Source organism: Mesorhizobium sp. CNPSo 4670 (genome assembly GCF_057784235.1).
In genome coordinates this window covers 95,810-119,170 of the sequence record NZ_JBWJFQ010000011.1, presented here as the reverse complement: position 1 = coordinate 119,170, position 23,361 = coordinate 95,810, and the positions used below count along the sequence as shown (strand labels likewise).

Below are 23,361 nucleotides of genomic sequence, written 5' to 3'. Positions count from 1 at the left end.
GCGTGGGTCGGCGTGATGCAGTCCCAAACGCTTCATGGCTAATGTAAGGCTGACCATAGGGTGCTAATGTGAGGCCGACTATACGGTTAGGACAACCGGATTGAGTTCGGTCTTCGAAGTAAGGGTCCTCGGCGACTTCACGGTACGCTTTGATGGCGAGCCCGTGACGCTAACACAATCGCGCAAAACGCGGGCGCTACTGGCCTATTTGGCCGTGCACCAAAAGCAGCAGCGCCGCGAGCGGCTTTGCGAGATGTTCTGGGACGTCCCTGATGATCCTCGGGGTGCGCTGCGTTGGAGCCTCTCGAGGCTGCGCCGGATTCTAAACGCCGACGGCGAGACACGGCTTGTGGCCGACCGCAACGTGGTTCAACTGAAGCCGGGATCGATCTGGCTCGACTACGACCTGATCAGGGGCCTGTCGGCCGATGCAGTTGGTTCGCTGCCCACCGAGCGTCTAGAAGCGATCGTCGCGGCTTTCGCCGGCCCGTTCTTGTCCGACCTCTACCTGCCGCGCTGCCAGGCGTTCGAAATTTGGCGCGTCTACTGCTCGAACGAGACCGAGATCCTGCGTCTAAAAGCGCTGCGCGCCCTGATCGATCGCCTTGGCGACGACCCTGAGCGGTCGCTTGCCCACCTGCACACGCTGCAGTCGCTTCTTCCAGGCGATGATCTCGCTGACGAGATCGCCCGCACTAACGAGCGGGCTCGTCTGACCGCCGCTGCTGGCCCGATCGCAGCCGGCACTGTTGGACCTGGTAGTAGACCTTCAACCGAACTTCTGGAGCCGGTGTCTGCGCGCGGTCTCATCGCGCCGCCTTCGACGAAGGTTTCGTCAGACAAGCAGCAGATACGCTACGTCAACTCCCGCGATGGCACCCGGATCGCCTATGCCATCAGTGGGTCCGGGCCGCCAATCGTGCGCGCCTCCCACTGGATGTCCCATCTAGATTTCGATTGGGAGAGCCCGGTTTGGGGACATTGGATCGATGCCCTGTCCAGCGGCTTCACGCTCGTGCGCTATGACGGACGCCTGAACGGCCTTTCCGACACAGTTTGCGAGGATGTTTCTTTCGATACCTTCGTCGACGATCTCGAATGCGTCGTAGAGGCTGTGGGCCTCGACCGTTTCGTCCTCCTAGGAATATCGCAAGGCTGTGCTTTCTCGGTCGAATACGCCATTCGCCATCCCGAAAAGGTCGCGGGTCTTTTGATTTGGGGGGGATATGTTCGTGGATGGCGAGCGCGTGGGAATGCAGCGGAGATAGTCAGGCGCGAAGCGATCGCCGAGTTGATGCGCAAGGGTTGGGGCCAGGACGACCCACTGTTCCGCCAAATGTTCACCAACCTGTTCGTACCGGGCGCCAATCGCGTGCAAATGGATTGGTTCAACGAGTTGCAGCGCCGGACGCTCACGCCCGAAAATGCGTTGCGGTTGAGCTTTGCCTTTGCCGACGTTGACATATCGCGATCGCTTGAACGGCTGCATGTGCCAGCGCTTGTCATGCATGCCAACGGCGACCGGGTCGCGCCCCTCTCAGAAGGCCTGGAGCTCGCCAGAACGATCCCCGGTGCCCGGTTCGTCGAACTGGACAGCGCCAATCATATCCTGCTTGCCGAGGAACCCGCGTTCCGCACCTTTGTCGTTGAGGCGTCGGCATTTGCAAACGAAGTGCTTCAGGCGCGATCGGTAGTTGCGGTCGACCCGAGGTCCCGGCGACAGGCAACGATCTTGTGTGCCGATTTCCGATACGCGGAACAGGTGATGGAGAGCCTGCCTGCTGACCTCGCGCTGGAACGGATCGATCCTTTCCTCATGCAGGCTACAGCACTTGTGCGCAAAAACGGTGGAACGGTTTTGACGATTTCCGAAAACGAGCTGGTCGCGTCGTTTGGCGCGCCCGAGCCGCTTGAAGGACATGCAGCACTTGCCTGCCGGACTGCACTCGCCCTGCGCGAGCTCGCGCTCGGCTACGCCGATTGGATGACTGGGGTCCGTGCTGCCTTGGACACCGGCATCGTGATCGTTGGCCCGGCACACGACCAGGCATCGCAGGTACGTGGTGGGCCGGTGTCAGTGGCCCACACGCTTAGTCAGGCGCTGGGGCGGGGTCTAGTCGTGGCAACTGCCAGGACCCGGGCATCGGCTGGCGGCTTCGTCAGCATGCAAGCGCTGGCGGCGTCACTTCGGTCGCAATTCCCAAAGGACCAGCAGCTCTTTGAAGTGACAGAGATCAGGTGGGGTCGCTCGCGCTGGCAGTTGCGCGCCGAAACGCAGCTGTCGCCTTTCATCGGCCGCGAGATGCAGCTGCAGATTCTGAACAAAGCTTGGCATGACGCGTCCAGTGGCGAAGGCCAGACAGTTTTCGTAGTTGGCGATCCCGGCGTCGGCAAGTCGCGCGTCACCCATGAATTCGTCGGCGCCATCCCTCATGATGACGCCGAGAACTTGGAAGTCGGCGCGCTGGAAACGGACCTGCGAAGCGGCTTCGTCGTTATTCGGAAATTGCTGCAGGCTCTGTTCGGCGTGGGCGACACCGAAGCGCCGGCAATCGCAATCGACAAGGTGCTGGCCACGCAAAGCGCGCAGGGCTTCGATGAGCGTCTACTCGATCCGATCATGGCAATCATGGAGCTGCCCGTTCGGGGCTCGAGTTGGGCCAACATTTCCGGCCAGGAGCGATCCTGGCGCATGCAGGAGGCGGCGGTCGAGCTTCTATTGTTCCTTGGTCGCATGAAGCCCGTCGTTCTCCTGGTCGAGGACCTCCATTGGATAGATGCCGAGAGCGAAGGTATCCTGGTGCGGCTGGCGCAGGTAGTGTCCACCGTCCGCTGCCTGCTCATCCTAACCTGTCGGCCGGAGTACGATCGCAGCGCCTTCGCCGCTGCGGGACCTTCCGAAATCCGCTTGCCGGCGTTCAGCACGGCCGAAGCAGCAGCACTTCTTGACCACTTGGTCGGCAGGGACCCTCAGCTCGAGCGGCTGCGTGGCGCAGTCTCGGATGCGTGCAAGGGCAATGCATTGTTCCTGGAAGAGACCGTCCACGCACTCGCCGAGACCGGCAAGCTGGAAGGGGAGCCGGGCCGCTACTGGCCTTCGGGCGATGTCGACGAGATCGTCGTTTCGGCAAGTATTCAGACGATCATCGATGCGCGCTTCGAACGTCTCGACAAGGATGCAAAGCGGGTAGCCGAGGTCGCCTCGATCTTCGGAGGAGAGATACCGGTGCTTTTGCTACGGAGGATGGCAGCGCTGTCGACCCTGCGCTTCGATGCCGCCCTCAAAAATTTGAAGAAGGCTGATCTCTTGGTCGAGCTCCAAGTTTTTCCCGAGGCTTCCATCCGCTTCAAGCACGTCCTCATCCGAACTGCTGTGTCAGGACGTATGGTATCGTCTGCGCTCATCGAGCTTCACAGTACTGCGCTTGCTGAACTGAAGGCCTACTACGCGGACAGGCTTGAGGAGCACAGCGAGCGCCTGGCCAGACACGCGCAACAGGCTCATCTCTGGGACGAAGCCGTCGGCTATCTGCTGATCTCGGCTCGCAAGGCGATCAGGCGGTCGGCGCACGTCAGTGCACTTGAGCAGCTGGACCTTGGGGTCAGGCTGCTGCGGAGCAACGATGTCGTCGACGCCGATGAGCAAGAGATCGAGTTGCAGCTCGCGAGGGGCGTGGCCCTCATGGCGGCTCGTGGTTGGGGTGCGACCGAAGTGCTCGCCGCATTCGAGCGTGCCGAGGAACTTTGCGGCAAGATCGGCGACCAAGCGCGTCTATTCACGGCCCTACGCGGGAGAGCACAATATTACATGCTTAGCGGCAAGCCAGCAGCCGCGCAGGAGCTGGCTTGCCGATGGGCTGGCATGATTAACGACGACAGCGATCCCGGTCTCGCGATCGAAACCGAGCACATGTTCTGGACCAACAATTTCTTCCTCGGGGAGACGGCGGCCGCCTACGGCCATGCGGAACGTGCCATCGGCCTCTACGACTCCGACCGCGATCATTACCTGACATACAAGTACTCCGGTCATGATCCGGGTGTCTGCTGCCGCTGCTTCGCAGGACTGTCGGCCTGGCTCGCCGGTGAGCCGAATAAGGCCCGGCTGCGGTGCCAGGATGCAATGGGGCTCGCCGAACGTCTTGAGCATCCGCTGAGCTTGGCCGTTGCGTATTGGGGGACGAGTTACCTCCACATGTTCGCAGGCGACCCGGAGCCCGCGCTTCTGGCGGCGGAAAGCGAACTGCAGATCGCAGAGAAGTTCCAGCTGCCGCTCATTGTCGGCCAGGCCGCGTTCCAGGTTGGATGGGGGCAATTCCAGCTTGGAGAACGGGAGGCAGGCCTGCGCGGTATGGAGGAAGCCATATCTGCCATTCGCCGAACCGGCGCTGAAATGGGGCTGCCCTATCTGATAGGCCTTTACGCCGAAGCGCTGGGCTACAGCGAGAGGCTGGACGGTGCCCGGAAGTCGGTTGAAGCTGCCCTCGAGCTGGGCCGCGCCAACGGAACCTATTTCCAGCTCGCCGAAGTGCTTAGGATCGAAGCCTGTATCCGCGAGAAGAGCGGTGGTGGACCTGACGAGATCGAGCAGATGCTCTACAAAGCCGCGAATGTTGCCACCTTGCAGCGTTCCGCGATTGGTCAACTGCGTATCGCGGTGGAACTTGCTCGCTGTCTTCGAAGGCGCGGAGAAGTCGAGAAAGCGCGTGAACTTATCGCGCCTCACGGCGAGCTGGTCGGCAAGCTCGACGATAGCCCGGATGCGCACGCGGCGCGCGAGTTGTTCTAGCGAGCGTGGCTACGTGACGCGTGCCCAGCAATGATGCCGCCCGCCACTGCGGCTGAATAAGCGTTCTCTAGCCCGAACTCTCCAAGGCCGTGAACCCTGCACGTTTGGTGCACAGGTTTTGAGGCCGACTATTTCGATAGGTTAGCGGCCACGGAATCTTGCGAACTCGAGCGGATCGTTCGCTTGGCGAACGCGCCTGATTTCCAACTTGTATGTCCGTAATTGGCGCAACCACGATTGTTGGTGTCGGCTAACGGGAAGCGGCAGGGCCGATCTTAACGTCCGACATGGGGCGCTTTCCAGATCGGCGGCATGGGGCCGTAAGAAGCAGGTCCGCTTGTGGTCAGGGAAGGACGATAGCAGCCGTTCAACTCCAAAGTCCAAGGTCGTTAGCTGGCCCTTTGGGCCTTCCACTTAGGCAGCTCGGTAGGCTGTTGAGATACGTCGCGATGTCGGAGTCAAGGTCACCGTGCTGGCTAAGGCACACGCAGTCTCCGATGATGCATTCAACGTTCATCGGTCGCCCGAGAGGCACTAGCATAGTCGGCCAGTTCGCGACAGAACGCGAGCGCGTACCGTGGCAGCGGGCGCCGTCGATCCCAAAAGACCGCCAGCGGTTCGCGGAGACGTTTCTTCTGGAACGTCAGATGGGCGACTTGTAGCTGATCGGAACGGAATCGCATCGTCGACGGAATCACCGCTACGCCATGCCCGCTTTCCGCCATCGCTATCAGCGTGTGCGGGGTCCGGCTTTCAAAGGCGATAATTGGCTCCAGTCCCGCGAGCCGGCATGCCGCATCGAACATTCGTCGATTGGCGTAGTTCGTATCGAGCACCAACAGCGGATACTTCGCTAGACAACGAATCTCCACATCGTCCCCTGGAGCCGGCGCCATCCCGGGCTGAAACGCCAAGAGTAGCTCGAGGGGCATGATGTGATGGCTTTCGAAGCGCTGATCATGGGGCGGTACTGCATTGCCGAGGCTCTGCCCGATGTGAATGTCACCGCGCTCCAGTAAACCCTGCATCTCGCCCCATCCCAGCGCCTCGCGCAATTCTACCTGGACGCCGGGAAAGAGCTTTGCGTAACGATGGAGGAATTCGGCGAGGATGCCCTCGATGAACTGCGGTGATGCCGCCACCTTCAATATGCCAATGTCGCCACCCCGAAGCAGTTGTGCCTTTTCGCGAACCGCGGCCGCGTAATTGAGCAGTCCGCGACAGTCCGCAAGCATCTGTTCACCTTCGCCCGTGAGGACAAGTCCGCGCCCGACCCTGTCGAAAAGCTTGAACCCGAGCTCATGCTCAAGTTCGTGTATCTGCCGCGACAGTGCGGGCTGGGCTACATGAAGATGTTGCGCGGCCTTCGACACGGTCCCGAGCTCGACCACGGTGACAAAGCTTCGCGCACGCCGAAGGTCCATCATGACAACCCATGCCGATAGGGTATCGATCGGTAGAAGATATAGATATTGGACGCAACACGCGAGAGTGTCCATGTATCGTTCCCCACCGATCAAGCACCGCGGATGCCCCCCGCGGCCCGATGGAGACAGCCATGGAACCGCTCAGCTATCCACAGGATTGCACCGCCTACCTGCTGATCGACCCCTATAGCGACTACCTGGCGGAAGGAAAGGACACCTGCTCGACCCGTTCGGAGCCTTCTTTGCCGATCGCCGTAAGAGGACCGAAGCGGACACGGCAACGGTGGGGCGCTTAGCAGTCAGCCAAGCAGCATAGTATCACTTGACCTCAACTTGGCTTGAGGTTGTAGCGAGGACGTCGGCAGGACTTGAGGGGAAACGACAATGTCCGATGAGGCTCAGACTATTGCTGTGATTGGCGCTGGCCTAGGCGGTGCCGCTGCCGGGGCACTGCTGCAACTGGCGGGATTCGACGTCGAAGTCTATGAGCAGTCCAAGAGCTTCGCCCGTATTGGCGCCGGCATCCACGTGGGCCCGAATATGATGAAGGTTTTTCGTCGATTGGGGCTTGAAGAAAGGTTGGTCGCCATGGGCAGCAGGCCAGCATACTGGTTCAGCCGCGACAGCATCACGGGCGACTATCGTTCGCGCATTCGGCTCGGGGACTTCGCAGTCCGGGAATACGGAGCACCATACCTAACCATGCACCGTGGCGATCTCCACGCCTTAGAGGTTGCCGCGCTTGATCCGGCCAAGTTGCACTTCGGAAAGCGGCTGGTGGCGGTGGAGGACCGGGGAGGAGATGTCGACCTGAGGTTCAATGACGGCACGTCCGCCCAAGCCAACATCGTCATCGGCGCGGACGGCATCAACTCACGTGTCCGCGACGGGATGCTTGGTCCGGAAAAGCCGCACTACACTGGCTGGGTCGGCCACCGCGCAATCATATCAGCCGAGAAGCTAGCGAGGCTTGGATTCGATTTCGAGGACTGCGTCAAATGGTGGGGCCCGGACCGCCACATGATGGTATATTTCACAACCGGAGCCCGTGACGAATACTATTACGTGACCGGCGTTCCTCATCCCGCTTGGGCTATCGAAGGCCCTTTCGCCGATAGCAGTCAAGAAGAGGTGGCTGAGGCCTTTGCCGGGTTTCACCCGATTGTCCAGGCTCTCATAGAATCCACCGACAAAGTGACGAAATGGGCGTTCTTCAACCGCGATCCGCTACCTTTGTGGAGCCACGGTCGTCTCGTTCTGCTGGGCGACGCCTGCCATCCGATGAAGCCTCATATGGCGCAGGGTGCAGGTATGGCGATCGAGGACGCAGCAATGCTGGCCCGATGCCTGACCGAAACTGGGGTAACGGACTACGGGGATGCGTTCGCGCTCTATGAAGCGAATAGGCACGAGAGAGCTTCCCGCGTACAAGCCACCTCGAATGCAAACACGTTTCTGCGTGATCAAGAAGATCCAGGCTGGGTGTATGGCTATGACGTTTTCGCTGCCGATTTGAAGAACGTAGAGATGGTTTGACGTATCAGCCGCGAGGACTGACGTAGGGAGAACATGGCGGCATATGAAGAATGCGCAGACGCCAGCGCGGGAAGATGTCAGTTTATGACGCCAACACGACCTTCAGTGCGATCGCCTGCGACGTCGGCTTTCAGGAAACGGCAAAGCTGGCCTATACGGCCGGGATGAGGCGCTTTGCCGCCAGGCGGCAATTGGGGCCGATTGCGGACTGGCCGCTTTAGGCTGGGATACACGAGAGCGGACATTCAAATCGTCGCGAACATCATCGTGACCTGACCCCAAGCGGAACCTCGTTCGCGCTCGGCCGAAGCGCCAGAAGAATGATGTCGCAGAAGCCAAAGGAGTCTGCGAGGCAGTCACCTCCGAGCGCTATCGCGTATCGGCATCTATTTCCGCGAGTCAATTATCCGAGAAGGTTTACCAGTATTGTCCGAGGATGAGCCGAGGATGACGTCAGGTATGCGTCGACATGCGAGAGATGCATTCGACCTTGCGATGTGAGTAGTATGCTTCCGTAGCTCTCGGACCATCCGTGCGTAGGGAGGATGAGATGCAGATCAGTTTCGGATCATGCAATGGTAATATCACGCGCAGGTCATTGCTCGCGGTTTCCGTTGCCACAGTCGCGACACCGGCTGCGGCGCAGCGCTGCCAGATCGGACCACCATCCCACCAGAAGGGTCCGCTCGTTTTCAGGGACTATGACCAAGTCGAGCTCGACGCGGCGTACAGCCAAGGACATTACGAGCCGCTGCAAGACCGGACAACCAGTCGGATCTTCACGAACAGCGCAGCCGCCCTGGACCGGATTGGCTTGCCACTTCGCGTCGCTTACGGACCAAGCGAAGTCGAGAAGCTCGACATTTTCCGTACCGATCGCCCCAAGGCGCCAATCTTCCTGTTCGTTCACGGGGGCACCTGGCGCGGCGGCTCGGCGAAGGAATGCGTTCAGGCCCGGCACCGCCTCCAGGAAGGCGACGACCTCATCGGCGCTCAACACCACCGGCAGCGAGCGTGGCGAGCGAGCAAAGACGATACGCTCCGGAATCTCGGCATGGCCCAGCGTCACGCCATAGAAGAACCGCAGCGCGCACACCGTCTGGTTCAGCGCTGGCCACGAGATTTCGGTCGAGACCAGATGAACTTGGAAGGCGCGGAGACTGAGCCGGTCCGGCGAACGGCCAAAGTAGCGCGAAAACTTCGCCACGGCATGCACGTAGGATCGCTGCGTGGCCGGCGACAGATTGCGGATCGTCATATCCTCGATCATGCGCCGGCGAAGCGGGCTCAACTCGGCCATTTTATTACTCCTGTTCTCAAGATTGCGCTTCAACAGCCGCAATCCTCTAAAACAGAAGCTTCACCCGCAAACCGACCCGCCAAATGCCGCGTCAGCGGCTTCGTTCAATCCTGAATCCCTTAAATCGCGACACGCTTTAGCCAGGGGCGCAGGGGCGATCATGTCATCCAGGTTGAAACCAAGGATGGGCCGAAGATAGTCAGCGCTCGGGCAATCCCGCCAGCTTCAAGGCTTCGACCACCTGGTCCGCCCATTCCGGCGTGTTCCGGAAGATAGGCAGCGACCGGAATCGCTCGATCGTGAAACTCGGCTGGGCGGCCATGAGCTTTTGCGCGGCCCAGCGGGCGGTCTCCAGGTCGCCGCCCATCGCCGACCAGGCGGCGAGATAGCGATAGGACGTGATAATGTCGGGGTGGGCGGCGATGACCTCACGGGCGATCGCGACGGCCTGGGAAAGGGAGCCCGTCTTGGCCAAGGCGTAGCCCATTCCCAGTCTCACGGCGAACGCGAACGGATCCATTGGGCTCAGCGCCATCGCTCGCTGGAACCGGTCCGGGGCCAGGGCGGCTTCGCCTCTGTAGATTGCGATCCAGCCATGGCGTGCCCATGCCCAAGCATTGTTCGGATCAAGCGTGAGCGCCTTTTCGATGAAGGTGGCGGCGCGCTCCTGGTCACCGCCCATGCTCAATGCCGCGCCGGCGGCGGTCAACGCGGTTGGATCGTCGCCGATCGAGCCTGCTGCCTCGACCGCCGCGACCGCCTTTTCCAGCTCGCTTTCCGGCTGCTCGGCCCACAGAAACACGGCGTTCGAGGCGTGGCACCAGGCCAGAAGCGCATGCGCGCGGCCATAGGCCGGATCGACCGCGATCGCTTTCTTGAGCAGCTCTATTGCCAGATCGTTGGTGTCCTTGCGGCGGCCCCAAATGTTCGGATAGGCGCGCATGACGAAATCATATGCCCTTAGGCTGGTCGGCGGCTTGCGTCTGGCCAGCTCGATCTCGGCGCCGCGGATGGCCGGATGGATGGCGCCCGCCACCTGCGCCGCGATCCTGTCCTGGAACTCGAAAACGTCCTCGGTCGCACCCTCATAGCGCTCGGACCATAGTTGCGCCCGCGTCTCGGCATCGACCAGCTGCACGGAAATGCGCAGCCGATTGCCACCCCGCCGAACGGTGCCTTCGACCACGTAGGCGACGCTGAGTTCCCGGCCGACCTCGCGCACGTCGGCGAAGCGGCCCTTGTAGGTGAAGGCGGACTGGCGCGCGATGACGAAGAAGTTCCGGATGCGGGAAAGCGCGGCGGTGATCTCCTCGACAACGCCGTCGGCAAAATACTCGTCCTCCGCCCCGCCGAGATTGTCGAAAGGCATCACCGCCACCGACGGCTGGTCATGCGGTCTCGCCGGCGTGGCGATAGGGTGAGGCGGCTGGGCGGTGTCGTGCGCCGACGCGGTCTGGCGATTTCCGCCCCGCGTCTGCAGCGACGCCGCCAGTGACAGCGTCTGTGCCTCGGGTTCCACGCCCAGATGCTTCTTCAGCAGCGCGCGGCAGGTCTCGAACTGACGCAAGGCCGCGTTTTCGTGGCCCCTCGCGGCGTGGATGCGCATCAAGGCCCGATGCGCCGGCTCCGCGGTCGGATCCGAGGCAAGCAGCCTGTCTGCCAGTCCTTCGCAAGCCGCTTCAAACGCGGATCCGGATTCGGGCGGCGCGAGGCTCAGGCGTTCCACCAGCTGCAGCCCTTTCTGCCGGTACCTGGCCCGATGAGGGCTGAACCATTCATCCAGACCGTCGGGAATGACTTCGCCCGCAAGGACGTCGCCATGGTAAAGCGCGGCGGCGAACGCGAGGTCCGCCGTCCCACTTTCGGCGAGCTTGCGCTCGAAGAGCCAGATATCCGCTTCGTCCGGGCCGGCCGTCAGCGCGACCGCTTCCTGATCCCCGTCGATGGAAATGGCCGCATTGCCGTCGGCGGGAAACCATCGCCTGATGTCGGCCAGCGCCTGGCGCAGGCTGTTGCGCGACTGCGCATCGCCCCGTCCCGGCCAAAACCCTTCGGCAAGCAGTTCGCGATGGTGGCCCCGGCGGCCCGCCAGAACCAGGGCGGCAAAAAGCAGGGCGGACTTGCGCGTTGCGAAGCGGACGGGCTGACCCTCTGCGGAAGTCACTTCGAGACCGCCAAGCAACCTGATGCGCACGACACCCTCCCAATTTCGAACGAACCGGCAGAATAGCATCTTCGCCGGTCGATTTAACGCGGATTTAACGGCGGTCCGCGGGCCTTTCCTCGACGGTTCACGCCAGTCTGAACAACCGCAAATCACCCCCGTGGCAAGCTCCGGCAATAATCTGGAACGGGAGAGCAAAAATGGCTCACACGGAAACTCACGCGAAGGCCCACGCTTCGAACCCTGGGCCGCTTGGGATGGCGTCGAAAAGCGTGGCGGCAGCGGTTGCTGCCTTCACGTCCTGGCGGAGGGCAGTTGCAGGACGCAGGGCGTTAGCAGAACTGACACCCGATCAGTTGAAGGACATCGGCTGTCCGGAGGTCCCCAGACCTACGTTCTTCGTCGGGGTCGGGGTCGGAGTCATGACGGACCTGATGTCGATGAGATGAGGCGGAACCAGACGCCAAAGGCGCCGCGCGCCGCCGGTAGTCGGAGCAGAATTCAGCAAAAAATCAGCACCGTTCAGGATGAGAGGCAGCTTTGGCGGCCATGCTTTCGGAACAATCGGCGAGCAGTCGGCACTCTGCTGCCGTCGTCAACATTGGAGGTCGATCATGCATGTGAAAGCTTATGCTCCGGTTGCACCCACCACGCTGACGCGAGGGGAAGCACTTAGCATCCTTTCTGCGGGCATTGCCGGCCCCTGCTGCGGCGAGGCCCATGAGATGTTGGCCTGGCTCTACCTGCTGACACCTTGCGAGGCGGGCGCGGAACCGCCCGCCGAACGCCCCCGCCCATGGCTTCGCCTGCGCAGCCTCTTTCAGACTTGCCCTCGCCTATGGCTGCCGCTCCCATGGACGACGTGCAATTAGGCGTGTCGATGGGGCAAGGGTCTGGCGCTACGGATCGGCAGCGCGGTTCTCGAGCTTGACCGGGGTACGCTCCGGCGTGACGGCGAGATCGTGCCGGTCCGGCCAAAAACCCCTAGAGCTGCTTGCCTTCCTGACGCGCAATCCCGGCCGGGTGCTGAGCAAGGATGAGATGGTGTGGCTAATTAAACGGCACCTTCAGATCAGCATAGTGGTTAAAATCTAACGCTTGGTACTGAGCAGTAATTCCGCTCAGGGTCAGATGCGGACGACCTCATTCCCCGAGAAACTCTACGATCTCGGCGAACGCCGAGCTATCCTGCCAGAGGAATAGATGGCCACCTTCGTACATCTGCAACATCGCTCCTTGGATTCTACTTGCCATGCGTTCTTGAGACGACGGTAGAGCGATCCCGTCGTACCGACCGCCGCAGATGAAAACTGGGCACCTAATCCGACCGAGACGCTCCCAAGTATCGTGTTGACGACGTGCCTCAAGCAGGCGCGTCGTTCCGGTCTTGTGACCCGGTTCCTGCCCGAACCGATTATCGCCGAACCTTCTGATAAGTTCCTCGTATTTCTCGGGGTTCGCCTCAGCCCAGCCCGCATCACATCGTGTATCGGAAATCGATACCATGACCCGCGCCCGCTCATCCGGCGGGAGCCGCTGCAGGAGATGGACCGGGTAGGACGACCCTCCTTCTCCGCCAGGTGAAGTGCAACAGAGCGCGAGTCTGGTTATTCGATGTGGATACCTGAGTGCCAGTTCGAGCGCGACCATACCACCGAACGATACGCCAACGACCCGAACGCGCTCCCACCCGACAGCATCCAAAAGGCCCGCCGCGTCGTCCGCAAAATCAGCCATGAGGTAGGGCTTGTCGGGTTTTGACGTACGCCCGAGACCACGTTGGTCATATGCAAGCAGATCAAAGGAGTTCGCTAGTGGCGATTCCAAGAGGTTTGGGCTCCGACGTAGATCACCTCGTGAGCCAGAGATCGCCAGCAAAGGCGCTCCATCGCTGGCTCGTTCGAACCAGAGGTCGATATCGCTGATGCGGCAATAGGGCATAACCTATTTAGCGCAACGCTCGCTTGCTGTCTTCAAGTAAGCTTAGCCGCCAAACTGACTGACATCGGCGGCAACAGACTTACGTCCGCATTAGGGTCAGACGCTGCCGATCACCAACTTCGGCTTCGCGTCGGAAGGCGATATTCCGCGTCGGGTACCAAGCGTCGGATTTTCACCACTAGGAAATTCGCATTAAAGGCCCGATGCAGAACCACATGTCGTTGGCCGGCGATGGCACCGCATGAACAGTAGGGCAAGTCGGCCGCCGTCGAGGCAATGCGGGGCGGACGAAAAGCGGTCGCGAGCGAGATGCGTCGCCTAGGCTAAAATCAGGATCGAACGGATCACCCAAGACGCACGACGGCACTGTCAGCGACGTAGATACTGAGACGGAGCGATTGGCAGGCTTTGAGCGCGCCTCCCTCACGCTGTTCGGCGCGCCATCTAACGTTTGTGCGGGAAATCCCCAAGCTCAATATAAGCGACCTCCTCCGGGGTGGACGCGCGCCCGAGCACAGCATTGCGGTGCGGATGACGCCCAAAGCGAGCGATGACATCGCGGTTCTGATACGCCCGGGTCAAACCGGCTTCCCGAGCCGGGCGCAGATGCATGGGCCCCAGATCGAGCCGCGCCTTGGTCAGCGCAATCATCTGTTCCGCCCGCTCAAGTTGGTCCGGCCCCTCAGCATGTATCAGGGGCAGCGTAAAGAACACCTTCTCCCAAGGATACTCCAGCGCATCGTACTGCCCGTTCTGCAGCCCCTCTTTGGCGATCGCCAGCGCCTGGAGGTCGTATTCGAAGGCCCGACGGGTTCCCGCCCACAATCCGCGAGGAAACTGGTCGAGGACAAGGATAAGCGATAGTCGCCCCTGCGGGGATGCCAGCCATTGATCCAACCCGCCCCGCATCGCCGCCTCAACCAGCGGTTCAAATGGCAGCAGGCTGGCATTGGTGCTGCCGTCAAACCATCGGTCCGAAATCCGTCGGTAACCGTCAAGATCAATCGCGGCAAGTTCGGGCGGGAACCACAAATCATAGACCGGATGCCAACCGTCGGCCATGTTCGAGGCTTCCGTGAAGCCATAACCCTTGTATCCTGATGGCAGGGTCAAGTCGCTACTCCTAGTGGCGGCTCAGTGGCTGAAGCGATAAACCCGCGCCAATTGATTGGGCACGGTCATGAGTTCTTCCGCCCGCTCAAAGCCAGCTTTGCGCCCCATGTCGATCCATGTCGCGGCAGTCTCAGCGTAGTCGGACGCCCAATGATGGCTGTCGAACGCGGCAAACTCCTCATCGGAGATCAAATCCCACTGCGGCCGCATCTGGCGAAAACGCTGCATCCACCCTTCGCGATCCTCGCCTTCCAAACAAGTCGGTTCCCAGATCATGAAGAGACCGTCCAGAGGCAGAAGGGCTTGGACCTGTCGCATAAATGTCCTCTTTTCACCTGCCCGCAAGTGATGGAGCGATTGCCCAATCCAAACTACGTCGATGGGACCAACCCAAGTGTCGATGGCCTCCACGAAGTCCTGACAGCGTAATTCGACAGGACAGCGAAGAGATGCAAGCGCAGCCTTCGCGACCTCAAGCGAGGGTTGCGAAATGTCGATGCCTATGTAGCGCCCAACGGGGGGACCTGCGAGTGCGGCTGCGGAGCGGGGCGCTGTGCCACAAGCGAGATCGGCAAAAACAAAACCCTCTCTCGCTTCATTCAGCAGAACAGTCCGCAACCGCTCGTACACTTCGCGATGCGCCATGTAGTTAGCGCCGACGACTTTCTGATAGGTGGCGAGCCCTTTCGCGAACAACACCTGGTCGGATTTCATCGCCTTGGTTCCTTGCTACGATCTAACAAATCATGGAACGGGGCCGACGTCTAATCACCCATGACTTCGGCCGGTGGACGCCCCATGCTGACATTGTAGCTAATTAAACGGGGCGCCATGATCACCGGCAAAAGGTCCGCTAAGCGCGCCAATAACAGACGGCCTGGGCTTCAAGGTCCCGTGGGTAAAGCCTCACCTGTCGCGAGATGCACTCACACCGCGGGACTAGCGAGCGTGGTGGTGGTCTTCATGGTCGTCGGGATCGACAGCTAGACCAGTGGCCGCAGCGAGAGTTACGAGCTGGCCGTGCGGCTTTCCAGCGCCTTCACCCGCAGTTCTGGCGCGAACGGAAGATGGCTGTGCAGCTCGCGGTGTATCGCGCCGATCCGCCCGGAATGATCCTCAGACACTATAGCCTCCGACTTGCGACGATCAAATCCAGTGTTCTGTCGAAATTGGCCTGTCGTCAATAAGGATGCCTGCTAGCCATAGAAAGTCCGTCAAAAGCCGGCAATTGGCTGGCGGGCCGCTCGTGCTAACATTGTAGCTGATTAAACGGGCCGCTCGGCGCGGCGAAACTGCCCGATAAAGGGGTAAGCGGCTTCGTCCGAAGTTTGATCCGGAATGACGTCAATGGGGCCGGGAGCTGACCGACTGGTTTTAGGTCAAGGTGCCAAGAGGCGGACACTCCGCCTACGACCCCATCTCGGACGTATTCCCTATCTGCAATAGCTCCGAAAGCCGGCGATCAGGTGCATCACCAAAGCGGCCGCGCTGCGTCACAAACGGACGTTGCAGGTCACCAAACTTGACGCTGGGTTGGCCAAAGCCGACACTGAGCAGAGAAAAAACAGGAGCACCTCGGTGGGAGGGCCCGACTACGACTCTGAGATGACGATCAGCTCGCTCCGATCCGAGTTGACAGCGGCGCGCGAAGAAAATCAGGTACGCACCGCGGAGGTCGCCAATCTCCTTGAACAGCAGAATGCGACGAGTGCGATCCTTAGGGTGATCGCCGCATCGCCGACCGACATCGAACCCGTCCTGCAGGTCGTGGCGGAGAGTGCTGCGCGCTTTTGCGACACCTACGACGCCGGCATTTTCCTGGCGCGAGACGGGACACTATTCCCCAAAGCGCACTACGGCCCTATCGCCTTCGACTTTGAACCGATGCCGGTCGCACGCGATTGGGTCTGCGGTCGCGCCGTCGCCGACTGCAAGACTGTGCATGTCAACGACATAGCGGTTGCAGGTGCGGAGTTTCCTGTCAGCCAAACACTTGCCGAAAGGCTTGGCCACCGCACGATGCTCGCAATACCTCTCATGCGTGACACCGAGGCGATCGGCGCGCTCGTCATCAGGCGCATCGAGGTTAAGCCTTTCAGTGAGAAGCAGATCGAGCTGCTCAAGAGTTTCGCCGACCAGGCGGTCATCGCCATCGAGAACGTGCGCCTGTTCGACGAGGTGCAGGCGCGCACGCGCGATCTCGGTGAGGCGCTGGAGCAGCAGACCGCGACCGCCGATGTGCTCAAGGCAATCAGCCGGTCGGCCTTCGATCTCCAACCGGTACTACAGACGCTGGTCGACTCGGCAATACGCCTGGCCGGGGCGGACATGGGCGCAATCACGTTGCGCGTTGGCGATACGTTGCGGTTCATGGCAGGGGGCGGGCAGGCTGCTGAGCTGCATGCATACGAACGAGCCAACCCACATGTCGTGGGACGAGGGACGTTCCAGGGCCGCGCCGCGCTGGAGGGATTGACGATCCACGTGGCGGACGCGCTTGAAGACCCGGAATACGAAAGGCCGGAAGCGGCATTCATGGGCAGTTTCCGCGGAGTACTTTCTGTTCCGCTGAAGCGGGGTCAGGAGACCATCGGCGTATTCGGCTTGGCGCGGCGGGCGATCGGGCTATTTTCACCGCGTCAAGTCGAACTGGTCGAGAGCTTCGCCGACCAGGCGGTGATCGCCATCGAGAATGTCCGCCTGTTCGACGAGGTGCAGGCGCGCAACCGTGAGGTGACGGAAGCGCTGGAACAGCAAACGGCGACGGCCGAAGTGTTGAAGACGATCAGCAGTTCGGCGTTCGATCTCGATTCCGTGCTGCATACGCTTGTGAAGTCCGCGTCCGACCTCTGTCATTCCGGGATGGGCTACATCTATCTGCGCCAGGGCGACGTGCTGCAGCCGACGGTACAGATCGGATGGAGCCAAGAATTCCAGGACCACATGAACAACCTCCCGGTCACGCCGGGCCGGGGCAGCATCGCCGCCCGCGTTGCCCAGAGCGGGTCCGTGGAGCAGATTGCCGACGTTCTCGACGATCCGGAGTATACCAACATCGAAGGCCAGCGGCTCGGCGGCTTCCGCACCCTGCTGGGCGTTCCGCTGATGCGTGACGGCGCCGTGACCGGCGTCTTCGTCCTCGCCCGCTCGTCGGTCTCGCCGTTCAGTACGCGCGAAATCGAACTGGTGCAGACATTTTCGGATCAGGCGGTCATCGCGATCGAGAACGTGCGGCTCTTCGAAGAGGTCGAGTCCCGCAACCGCGACCTAGCAGAGTCGCTGGAACAGCAGATGGCCACCGGCGAGATATTGCGCGCAATCTCCGGATCCCCGACTGATGCGCAGCCGGTCTTCGACACGATCGCCCAGAGCGCCGCCAAGCTCTGCGGGGCGCAATTCTGCTTTGTCGACCGGTTCGATGGAACGCTCCTGCACTTCATGGCCCATTACGGGGTGCCGCCCGAAGCGATCGAGACGATCGATCGCAGCTTCCCAATGGCACCAGGACGTGGCAGCGCTGCAGCGCGGGCGGTGAGCAGCGGCACCGTAGTGCAAATCCCCGACATACAGGCCGATCCGGATTATCAGGCCGATCCGGATCATACGATGGGCGCGCTTGCCGATTTATTGCAATCGCGAAGCACCGTCGCGGTGCCGATGCTCAAGGATGGCGTTCCGATCGGCGTGATCACGGTCGACCGGCTTGAAGCCGGCGATTTTCCCGATCGGCAGGTCGAACTGCTCAAGACCTTCGCCGACCAGGCGGTCATAGCCATCGAGAACGTCCGGCTGTTCGAAGAGGTCGAGTCGCGTGGCCGTGATCTGACCGACGCGCTAGAGAAGCAGACAGCGACCGGCGCAATATTGCAAGTGATCGCCGGGTCTCCTACGGACATTCAGCCTGTGCTGGACGCCGTCGCTGAAAGTGCCGCTCGGCTCTGCGACGCCTATGACGCAACGATCTATCTGCTGCGCTCCGACAGGCTGGCTGTGGGAGCGCATCATGGACCGATTCCGATTGACAGTGCTGGCTTGCCGGTCGCGCGCGACATCGTTACCGGCCGCGCCGTATTGGATCGGGTGCCGGTCCACGTTCACGACTTGACCATCGCTGGAGAGGAGTTTGCAACTGCCCGAATGATGGCTCAACGTCTCGGTTTTCGTGCGATTCTCGCCACTCCGCTGTTGCAGGAAGGAAAAGCAATCGGAGCGCTTATGATCCGGCGCATCGAGGCGCGGCCCTTTAGCGACAGCCAAATTGGCCTTCTCAAAACTTTCGCCAACCAGGCCGTCATCGCGATCGGCAATGTGCGGCTCTTCGAAGAGGTGCAGGCCCGCACCGCCGAACTTGGCGAAGCATTGCAGCAGCAGACCGCGACCGCGGATGTGCTCAAGGTCATAAGCCGCTCCGCGTTCGACCTGCAGAGCGTCCTGCAGACACTTATCGATTCAGCTGTGAGGCTCTGCGGTGCGAAAACGTCTGGCATCTTTATGCGCGACGGCGATGTCTTCCGGCTTGCGGCAGGCTACGACCAAACACCGGAATATCGCGCGTATGAAGAGGCGAATCCAAGTCCGATCAGCCGACAGTCCTGGGTCGGCCGAACAGCACTCGACAAGGCAGTCGTCCATATTCCGGATGTTACCAAGGACACAGAACATGGCCTTCCCGAAGCTCCGCGACTCGGAGGTTATTCGGCTGTGCTCTGTGTACCGCTCATGCGCGAAGGATCGGTAATTGGCGTCTTCGCAATGACGCGACCTGAACCCGGGCCCTTCACCGATAGCCAGATCGAACTTGTCCAGACCTTTGCCGACCAGGCCGTAATTGCGATCGAGAACGTCCGCCTTTTCGAGGAGGTGCAGCAGCGGACACGGGAGGCCACAGAGGCGCTGGAGTACCAGACGGCGACCAGCGATGTGCTTAGCGTTATCAGCCGCTCGCCCACCGATGGGCAGCCAGTGTTTAATATGATCGCGCAAAGCGCCGCCCGTCTATGCGAAGCGCAGTTCTGCTTTGTCTATAGATTTGACGGCGAGCTTCTGCATTTCGTCGCGCATCACGGCATCACCGAAGAAAGCGTTGAGATCGTGCGCAACACCTTTCCCGTGGCACCTACTCGCGGCAGCGCTGCCGAACGGGCAATTCTATATCTTGACGTGGCGCAGATCCCGGACCTCACCTTGGATAGTGAATTCACGCATCGCGCCGCGGCGGCTTTTTCGGGCCTGCGCAGTGCTGTCGCCGTGCCGATGCTGCGTGACGGCCTGCCCATCGGTTGCATAGCAGTCGGGCGTGCTGAGACGGGCTTTCTTGCCGCTAAGCAAGTCGAACTTCTGAAGACCTTCGCCGACCAGGCGGTAATCGCCATCGAGAACGTCCGGCTGTTCGACGAAGTGCAGGCGCGTACCGCCGAACTCAGCGAATCGCTGCAGCAGCAGACGGCGACGGCCGACGTCCTGAAGGCGATCAGCCGCTCGACGTTCGACCTCCGGGCAGTGCTCGACGCTCTGGCCGAATCGGTGACCCGGCTGTGCGAAGCGGACAACGCCTCGATCGTGCGTGAGACGGACGGCAAATTCGTCGAGGCTGCGAGTTACGGCTATCCGGCCGAGCTCGAGGAATATTTCAGCGGCTTTGTGCACGTCCCGGGGCGCGGCACTGGAGTCGGCCGAGTCCTGCTCGACGGCAAGGCCGTCCAGATTCCGGATGTGCTGGCAGACGCCGACTACACGCTGTGGGAAGGACAGCGGCTCGGCGGATACCGCACGCTGCTGTGCGTGCCGCTGCTGCGCGAGGGGGTTCCAATCGGCGTTTTCTCGCTCACCCGCTCGACGGTGCGGCCCTTCGCCGAAAGGCAGATCGAACTCGTCGAAACCTTTGCCGACCAGGCAGTGATCGCCATCGAAAATGTCCGTCTGTTCGACGAGGTACAGGCCCGCACGGCGGAATTGAGCGAGTCGCTGCAGCAGCAGACGGCAACGGCGGATGTTCTGAAGGCGATCAGCCGTTCCACATTCGACCTGCAGACGGTTCTCGACACGCTGGTGGAATCAGCGGCCAAGCTGTGCGACGCGGACACGAGCGTCATCTTCAAACGCGACGGCGATCTCTATCGGTGGTCGGCCGAGTACGGCAATTTGCCTGAAGCCGCGGTTTTCGCCAAAGCCAATCCCTTCGCCGCCAGTCGCGACAGCGTCACCGGAAGGGTGGCCCTCGAAGCTCGCGCCGTCCACGTTTCGGACGTGCTCGCCGACCCGGACTACGGGGCAACGCAGCTTCAGAAGCTCGGCGGCTACCGAACCATTCTATGTGTTCCGATCTTGCGCGAAGGCGCGCCGGTCGGCGTGTTCGCGCTGACGCGGTCACAGGTGCGGGACTTCACGCCGAGGCAGATTGAGCTCGTCGAGACGTTTGCCGACCAGTCCGGCATAGCGATCGAGAACGTCCGGCTGTTCGACGAGGTGCAGGCGCGTACCCGCGAATTGTCACGCTCGCTCGAAGATCTGAGGACCGCGCAGGACCGCCTCGTGCAAACGGAGAAGCTCGCCTCACTCGGCCAGTTGACCGCCGGTATCGCCCACGAGATCAAGAACCCGCTCAACTTCGTCAACAACTTCTCAGCGCTCTCCGGCGAACTCATCGATGATTTGAGCAGTGTGCTGGCCGAAGCGCCTTTGGAGGCATCCGTGCGCGAAGAAGTCGCCGAACTGGCAGGCATGCTCAAGAGCAATCTCGACAAGGTGGTCGAGCACGGCAAGCGGGCCGATTCCATCGTCAGGAACATGCTGCTGCATTCGCGCGCGGGTTCAGGGGAGCATCGTCCGATCGACATCAATGCCGTCGTGGAGGAGAGCCTGAACCTTGCCTATCACGGGGCGCGCGCCGAAAAGCCGGGATTCAACGTCACGCTGACGCGGAATTTCGACCCGCAGGCGGGGGATGTCGATCTCCACCCGCAGGAGATCACGCGGGTGCTTCTCAACCTCATCTCCAACGGCTTTTATGCAACGGCCAAGCGTAGCGCCGCGGCGAATGGCGCGGGCTATGAGCCGACGCTCTCCGCCACCACCAGGAGTCTCGGCGACCGTGTCGAAATCAGGATCCGCGACAACGGCACCGGCATTCCGCCGGAGGTGAAGGAGAAGATGTTCAATCCATTCTTCACGACTAAGCCAGCCGGCGAGGGCACCGGGCTCGGCCTGTCGCTCAGCCACGACATCGTCGTCAAACAGCATGCCGGCACGATCGACGTCGACAGCCAGCCAGGCGAGTTCACCGAGTTCCGGATCGTGCTGCCGCGCGCTGCGGCCTCGCTCGCAAAATCGGGAGGTGAAGTATGAGCCTCCTCATCCTGGTCGTCGACGACGAGCCCGACGTCGAGCCGCTGTTTCGCCAGCAGTTCCGCCGCGACATCCGAGCCAGCCGCTTCACCATGGAGTTCGCGCAATCGGCGGTCGATGCGTTGGAGCAGATCGACCACGCCGAAGGGGTGACACTGATCCTGGTGCTGTCCGACATCAACATGCCCGGCATGAGCGGGCTCGAGCTACTGCCGAAGATCAAGGTGCTGCGGCCCGACGTCCCGGTCATCATGATCACCGCCTATGGCGACGCCGAAACCAAGAGCAAGGCGTTGGAGAACGGTGCCGAAGCGCTGCTGACCAAGCCGATCGACTTTTCGGCGCTCAGGCAACAGATCGAAACCCGGCTGGGAATGGTGGCGTGACGGCGCGCATCCTCGTGGTCGACGACGAGCCCGATCTTGAGGTCTTGATCGTCCAGAAGTTCCGGCGTCAGATCCGCGACGGCGCGGTCATTTTCCTGTTTGCCAGCGATGGTGTGGACGCCCTGTCCGTCATCGACGGCAACAGCGACATCGACATGGTGCTGTGCGACATCAACATGCCCCGTATGGACGGCCTGTCGCTGCTGGAAAAGCTGCAGCAGGCCGAGGGGCAGCAGCTTTCGACGGTCATCGTCTCCGCTTACGGTGACATGGCCAACATCCGCACGGCGATGAACCGCGGCGCCTTCGACTTCATCACTAAACCGATCGACTTTGCCGACCTGGAGACCACCATCGCCAAGACCTTGAAGCATCGCGAGGTGCTACACGAGGCGCATCGGCGGCAAGCGGTCGCGGAGCGCGCGCATGCATCGCTGTCGCGCTACTTCTCGCCCAATCTGGCCGAGCGGCTGGCCGGCGACGCCGAGGGGTTGGCGCTAGCCGGGCAGTGGCGCGAGGTCGCCTCGCTGTTCACCGACATTACCAGCTTCACCACGCTGGTGGAAACGATCGACCCTGCCACGCTAGGCGCGCTCCTCAACGACTATTTGGCCGGCATGACCGACGTCGTGTTCGCGCACGAAGGCACCGTCGCCAAGATCGTCGGCGATGCACTGCATGTGCTGTTCGGCGCGCCTGGCGAGCAGCAGGACCATGCGGCGCGCGCGGTTGCCTGCGCGCTCGAGCTCGACGCGCTGTCGCAATCGTTCCGCGATAGCTGGCGTGACAAGGGCGTCGCGGTCGGTACGACCCGCATCGGCGTCCATGCAGGTCCGGCGCTGGTCGGAAATTTCGGCGGAGGCCGCTTCTTCGACTACACGGCCTATGGCGACACCATCAATATCGCGGCGCGGCTGGAAAGCGCCAACAAGCAGCTGGGCACGCGTATCTGCGTCAGCGGGAGCGCGGCTGCAAGGGTCGACGGCTTCCGCGGACGGCCGGTCGGCGATCTGATGCTGCGCGGCAGGGCCGAGGCGCTGCGCGCGTTCGAGCCCTTGTCGTCAAAGCAGTATGATGATCCTTCGACGGCGAGCTATCTCGAAGCCTTCGGCAGATTGGAGGCCGGCGATGCAAACGCGCTTACGGCTTTCGCCGCGCAGATCGGCAAATGTCCGGACGACCAGCTCGCCAGCTTCCATCTCAAGCGGCTGCTCAACGGCGCCAAGGGAACGCGGATCAGCCTCGACTGATCTTTGCGCCTGTCGCGACCGCGACCGTCAAGCCTCGTCGCTAGCAATGTCTGCTTTCACAAGGTGGCAAAGGTGCCCTCAACGGCCGACAAGAGGCGCAAAGCCGCCCTT

The 23,361-nt window shown here is 61.5% G+C and carries 13 protein-coding genes; 7 read left to right on the top strand and 6 right to left on the bottom strand.

Going from position 1 to position 23,361, the window contains the following annotated elements; all coding sequences use genetic code 11:
* The first annotated feature begins 100 nt into the window (after positions 1 to 100).
* Positions 101 to 4,789: an alpha/beta fold hydrolase gene (locus AC0ZT5_RS19400; protein WP_488497729.1), complete on the top strand. Its 4,689-nt coding sequence runs from the start codon at positions 101 to 103 to the stop codon at positions 4,787 to 4,789.
* 506 nt (positions 4,790 to 5,295) lie between these two features.
* On the opposite strand, the gene AC0ZT5_RS19395 is transcribed toward AC0ZT5_RS19400, so the two are convergent.
* Positions 5,296 to 6,288 carry a LysR family transcriptional regulator gene (locus tag AC0ZT5_RS19395; protein WP_488497728.1) on the bottom strand — a complete coding sequence of 331 codons (993 nt, stop codon included), beginning with the start codon at positions 6,286 to 6,288 and terminating at the stop codon, positions 5,296 to 5,298.
* A gap of 312 nt (positions 6,289 to 6,600) precedes the next feature.
* Here AC0ZT5_RS19395 and AC0ZT5_RS19390 point away from each other — a divergent pair, with 312 nt between their 5' ends.
* Together AC0ZT5_RS19390 and AC0ZT5_RS19385 are read left to right on the top strand one after the other, a co-directional pair.
* Complete coding sequence (locus AC0ZT5_RS19390; RefSeq protein ID WP_488497727.1) at positions 6,601 to 7,752, top strand: FAD-dependent monooxygenase; 1,152 nt, start codon at positions 6,601 to 6,603, stop codon at positions 7,750 to 7,752.
* 74 nt (positions 7,753 to 7,826) lie between these two features.
* Entirely contained in the window at positions 7,827 to 7,973 is a 147-nt protein-coding gene (locus AC0ZT5_RS19385; RefSeq protein ID WP_488497726.1) for a hypothetical protein, read from the top strand.
* 374 nt (positions 7,974 to 8,347) lie between these two features.
* On the opposite strand, the gene AC0ZT5_RS19380 is transcribed toward AC0ZT5_RS19385, so the two are convergent.
* Positions 8,348 to 9,052 carry a phage integrase N-terminal SAM-like domain-containing protein gene (locus AC0ZT5_RS19380; protein WP_488497725.1) on the bottom strand — a complete coding sequence of 235 codons (705 nt, stop codon included), beginning with the start codon at positions 9,050 to 9,052 and terminating at the stop codon, positions 8,348 to 8,350.
* A 199-nt stretch (positions 9,053 to 9,251) separates the two neighbouring features.
* Positions 9,252 to 11,246, bottom strand: coding sequence for a BTAD domain-containing putative transcriptional regulator (locus AC0ZT5_RS19375; protein ID WP_488497724.1), 1,995 nt, complete (start codon positions 11,244 to 11,246; stop codon positions 9,252 to 9,254).
* 170 nt (positions 11,247 to 11,416) lie between these two features.
* Between AC0ZT5_RS19375 and AC0ZT5_RS19370 the strand changes: the two genes are divergently transcribed.
* On the top strand, positions 11,417 to 11,665 hold the full coding sequence (locus AC0ZT5_RS19370; protein ID WP_488497723.1) for a DUF1127 domain-containing protein: 249 nt from the start codon (positions 11,417 to 11,419) through the stop codon (positions 11,663 to 11,665).
* 694 nt (positions 11,666 to 12,359) lie between these two features.
* Here AC0ZT5_RS19370 and AC0ZT5_RS19365 read toward each other — a convergent pair.
* The 3 genes from AC0ZT5_RS19365 to AC0ZT5_RS19355 all read right to left on the bottom strand — a co-directional run bounded on the left by AC0ZT5_RS19365 (position 12,360) and on the right by AC0ZT5_RS19355 (position 14,984).
* Complete coding sequence (locus AC0ZT5_RS19365; protein ID WP_488497722.1) at positions 12,360 to 13,157, bottom strand: alpha/beta fold hydrolase; 798 nt, start codon at positions 13,155 to 13,157, stop codon at positions 12,360 to 12,362.
* 444 nt (positions 13,158 to 13,601) lie between these two features.
* Positions 13,602 to 14,270, bottom strand: a complete 669-nt coding sequence (locus tag AC0ZT5_RS19360; protein WP_488497721.1) for a DUF924 family protein — start codon at positions 14,268 to 14,270, stop codon at positions 13,602 to 13,604.
* Between the two features lie 21 nt (positions 14,271 to 14,291).
* Complete coding sequence (locus AC0ZT5_RS19355) at positions 14,292 to 14,984, bottom strand: class I SAM-dependent methyltransferase (RefSeq protein ID WP_488497720.1); 693 nt, start codon at positions 14,982 to 14,984, stop codon at positions 14,292 to 14,294.
* 819 nt (positions 14,985 to 15,803) lie between these two features.
* On the opposite strand from AC0ZT5_RS19355, the gene AC0ZT5_RS19350 reads away from it, so the two are divergent.
* The 3 genes from AC0ZT5_RS19350 to AC0ZT5_RS19340 are packed head-to-tail and all read left to right on the top strand — an operon-like array spanning position 15,804 to position 23,250.
* Positions 15,804 to 21,614 (top strand): GAF domain-containing protein, encoded by a 5,811-nt coding sequence (locus AC0ZT5_RS19350; RefSeq protein WP_488497719.1) that lies wholly within the window; start codon positions 15,804 to 15,806, stop codon positions 21,612 to 21,614.
* Positions 21,611 to 22,000, top strand: coding sequence for a response regulator (locus AC0ZT5_RS19345; RefSeq protein WP_095081778.1), 390 nt, complete (start codon positions 21,611 to 21,613; stop codon positions 21,998 to 22,000). Before AC0ZT5_RS19350 ends, AC0ZT5_RS19345 begins: the two co-directional genes overlap by 4 nt.
* Positions 21,997 to 23,250 (top strand): adenylate/guanylate cyclase domain-containing protein, encoded by a 1,254-nt coding sequence (locus AC0ZT5_RS19340; protein WP_488497718.1) that lies wholly within the window; start codon positions 21,997 to 21,999, stop codon positions 23,248 to 23,250. Before AC0ZT5_RS19345 ends, AC0ZT5_RS19340 begins: the two co-directional genes overlap by 4 nt.
* Positions 23,251 to 23,361: the final 111 nt, after the last annotated feature.

Excerpts from the sequence above, each read along its gene's own strand:
- AC0ZT5_RS19395 (WP_488497728.1), bottom strand. The coding sequence starts at position 6,288 with ATGGACACTCTCGCGTGTTGCGTCCAATATCTATATCTTCTACCGATC.
- AC0ZT5_RS19390 (WP_488497727.1), top strand. The coding sequence starts at position 6,601 with ATGTCCGATGAGGCTCAGACTATTGCTGTGATTGGCGCTGGCCTAGGC.
- AC0ZT5_RS19385 (WP_488497726.1), top strand. The coding sequence starts at position 7,827 with ATGTCAGTTTATGACGCCAACACGACCTTCAGTGCGATCGCCTGCGAC.
- AC0ZT5_RS19380 (WP_488497725.1), bottom strand. The coding sequence starts at position 9,052 with ATGGCCGAGTTGAGCCCGCTTCGCCGGCGCATGATCGAGGATATGACG.
- AC0ZT5_RS19370 (WP_488497723.1), top strand. The coding sequence starts at position 11,417 with ATGGCTCACACGGAAACTCACGCGAAGGCCCACGCTTCGAACCCTGGG.
- AC0ZT5_RS19365 (WP_488497722.1), bottom strand. The coding sequence starts at position 13,157 with ATGCCCTATTGCCGCATCAGCGATATCGACCTCTGGTTCGAACGAGCC.
- AC0ZT5_RS19355 (WP_488497720.1), bottom strand. The coding sequence starts at position 14,984 with ATGAAATCCGACCAGGTGTTGTTCGCGAAAGGGCTCGCCACCTATCAG.
- AC0ZT5_RS19345 (WP_095081778.1), top strand. The coding sequence starts at position 21,611 with ATGAGCCTCCTCATCCTGGTCGTCGACGACGAGCCCGACGTCGAGCCG.